Origin of the sequence: Methylobacterium endophyticum (genome assembly GCF_050591105.1) — a bacterium.
In the GTDB taxonomy this organism is placed as follows: Bacteria; Pseudomonadota; Alphaproteobacteria; order Rhizobiales; family Beijerinckiaceae; genus Methylobacterium.
Window position 1 is genome coordinate 1 of the sequence record NZ_JBNHES010000042.1, and the last position, 2,904, is coordinate 2,904.

Below are 2,904 nucleotides of genomic sequence, written 5' to 3' on the forward strand. Positions count from 1 at the left end.
CTGAGGCCAGAACCTACGACGCCAAAGCTGGGCTTCGGATCAGCTCAGCCGCACCGTGCCGAGCTTGCGAAGGGGTCCCCATTGCACGCCGATCCGGGGTCCCGTTCCAACGCTTTTTGACAGCGCCCCGTCCCGGCCGAGGTCTGCACCCAGGGAACATACAGAAGGACCAGGACCGCGAGGCAGATCCCGATGCCGATGATCCAGGCCAGGACGGCCGCCGCGCGGGGAGGCCGGATCGAGGTCAGGGTCGGGAAGCTTTGGATATGTTCAGGCCGCGACAGCATGGGTCCTCTCACGCAGCTTGGCATTGTCGAGCCGGTCCTCACGCTCGGTGGCGCGCACATAGCCGTGCAAGCCCAGCCGGATCTGGTCATCGTAGATCGGTTGTGGGGGGCGCCGGGTGACATGCAGCACCGTCGTGCCCGCCTCCCGGAACCTTGCGAGCGCCGCCGCGACGCGATCCGGTGGAAGCAGGTCGAACAGCGTCGACAGGACGACGAGCTTCGGCGGTTGCAGAAGGGTGGCGGCCAGCTTCAGCGCGACGGCCTCACCCGCCGAAAGCGGCGAGCCGGACGCGGACAGCGGCGTATCGAGGCCGTAGGGCAAGCGCCGGATGCGCTCGACCAAGCCAACACGCTCCAGGCAATCGTGGATCGTGGCCGGATCCTGACCCTCGACCAGCGACAGGTACTCGCGGATGGTCGTCTCGGCGAGCGTCGGCCGATCCAGGACAAGGATCTCCGACCGCAGCTTCTCCGGATTGAACGCCGCGATGTCGGCTCCGCCGACCATCACCCACCCACGCTGCGGCCGAACCCTCCGCGCGAGGAGCGCCGCGACCGTCCGCTCGATCCCCTCGTCGGCGGCCACGGCGAGGATCTCACCGCTCTCGACCGCGAAGTCGAAGCGGCAGCCTTCGACCTCAACATCGCGCAGGCGCAGGCTGCCATTGGCGGGGCCAGGGCCGGTCCACCCATCCCCGTCCGCCTGCTCGATCCCGTCGAACAGCGACAGTTCGTGGAGCGCCGCGACGAGGTCGTAGAAGGTCCTCGCATGCGAGCCTAGTGCACTGACTCAGACGGATGGTTCAGGGGATCGGCCGACGGCTTCGAGGATATCGGTGGCGGGCTTTGTCCAGACGAAGGGTCTGGCGCGCTGGTTGTGCTCGGCGATGTAGCGTTTGATCGCCGCCTGCAGATCGACGACGCCGGTGAAGGAGCCTCGCCGCAGCCGACGACGGGTCAGCGCTGAGAAGAAGCCCTCGACCGCGTTGAGCCACGAGGCCGAAGTCGGGGTGAAGTGGAACGTCCAGCGCGGGTGCCGGGCGAGCCAGGCGCGCACCTTCGGATGTTTGTGGGTAGCGACGTTGTCGAGGATCGCGTGGATCGCCTTGCCGGACGGGACAGCAGATTCGACGGCGTTGAGGAACCGGATGAACTCACCGTTCCGGTGGCGCTGCATGCAGCGGCCGAGCACGGTGCCCGCCAGGACGTCGAGGGCCGCAAAGAGCGTCGTGGTGCCGTGACGGGTATAGTCGTGGGTCTGGGCGGCAGGATGGCCGGGGGCAGGCGGACGGTCGGGGCGCGTCCGCTCCAGCGCCTGGATCTGGCTCTTCTCGTCGATGGACAGCACCACCGCGTGGGCGGGTGGGGCCATGTAGAGGCCGACGACATCTTCGACCTTGGCGGCGAAAGCGGGGTCGCGCGAGCGCTTGAACGTGCGCAGCCGATGCGGCTGGAGGCGGTGAGCCTCCCAGATCCGCTGCACGGCACGCAACGAGATCCCGACCGCGCGGGCCACGGCCCGGCCGGTCCAGTGGGTGACCTCGCCCGGCGGCTCCGAGCAGGTCAGCGCCAGTACCTCGGCCACCGTCTCGGTTGAATGGGGCGGCGTGCCGGGCGGGCGCGTCTTGTCGCGCAGCAGACCTTCGACGCCAGCCTCGGCGTAGCGCCGCTGCCAGCGCCACACGGCCGGGCGGCTGACGCCCGCCCGCCGGGCGACGTCCTGGACACAAAAGCGCTCGGCCGAGAGCAGGACGATGCGGGCACGCTGGGTATGTTTGAGCGGGCGGGAGCGGTCGCTGGCGATCGCAACCAGTCGTGCCGCATCGCTCGCATCGAGAAGCACACAGACCGTCTGAGCCATGGCCCAGACTCGCACGTCTCATCGGACGCGTGAATCCTCTGTCCGCGTCACTGCACTAGTTGCGAGATGCCGTAGAAGGCCCCCGACAAGACGAGTTCCGCCGCCACGAGTTGCCCGAGCGACAATTGCCCCTGCAGGATGAGCCATCCGCCCATGGCCAGCAGGGCGGCACTGGCGACCGCGTAGACCACGAGGAATCCGATGGTCTGCGCGAAGGTGTGGCGGAAGTGGCGGCGATGCGCCCGCAGGTAGGCGGCGGTCATCGCGTCGGAACGCGCCATCGCGGCCGATAGCCGACCACCGTGCTTGTAGAAGCCGTTCGAGGTGCCGACGCTCTCCAGCCAACGCGCCGTCTCGTGCTTCGCATGGCTCAGCGCCGCGCCGGACCGGACCGCCGGCCCCGCCCAGATGAACCCGATGCCGAGCAGGACGGCGGCGGCGACGAGATTGAAGGCGAGAAAGAACGGATGATAGAAACTTGTCAGGACGAGGCCGATCCCGGCTTGTAGAAGGATCGCCAAGCCGCCGACCAGAAGATGCGGGACCGCTTTCTGGACCGTCATAAGATCGAAGAAGCGGTTGAACAGGTCGCGGCGCCCTGCGTCGTCGAAGTGCGGGTTTCTGGCGTGGAGTGGCCTGCCCCCATTCGGTGGCCCAGGTTCGAAGTTAGTGCATCGTCGGTCGCGTGACGATGGCGGGTTGTGCGAGCGGCGCTGAGCTGCTCGGTTCCGTTGGCCAAATGACGGCCTCCGGTGC

The 2,904-nt window shown here is 68.0% G+C and carries 3 protein-coding genes; all 3 read right to left on the reverse strand.

Going from position 1 to position 2,904, the window contains the following annotated elements:
- Positions 1–270: 270 nt before the first annotated feature.
- The 3 genes from ACP56T_RS21775 to ACP56T_RS21785 are packed head-to-tail and all read right to left on the reverse strand — an operon-like array spanning position 271 to position 2,711.
- A complete protein-coding gene (locus ACP56T_RS21775; RefSeq protein ID WP_081948843.1) occupies positions 271–1,017 on the reverse strand; it encodes an ATP-binding cassette domain-containing protein in 747 nt (248 codons plus the stop codon).
- 60 nt (positions 1,018–1,077) lie between these two features.
- Positions 1,078–2,148: an IS630 family transposase gene (locus tag ACP56T_RS21780; protein WP_170867530.1), complete on the reverse strand. Its 1,071-nt coding sequence runs from the start codon at positions 2,146–2,148 to the stop codon at positions 1,078–1,080.
- Positions 2,149–2,195: 47 nt separating this feature from the next.
- A complete protein-coding gene (locus ACP56T_RS21785; RefSeq protein WP_430914100.1) occupies positions 2,196–2,711 on the reverse strand; it encodes an ATP-binding cassette domain-containing protein in 516 nt (171 codons plus the stop codon).
- Positions 2,712–2,904 lie beyond the last annotated feature (193 nt).

Bases quoted from the DNA above. Each gene is read 5' to 3' on its own strand.
- ACP56T_RS21780 (WP_170867530.1), bottom strand. From the start codon at position 2,148: ATGGCTCAGACGGTCTGTGTGCTTCTCGATGCGAGCGATGCGGCACGA.
- ACP56T_RS21785 (WP_430914100.1), bottom strand. From the start codon at position 2,711: ATGACGGTCCAGAAAGCGGTCCCGCATCTTCTGGTCGGCGGCTTGGCG.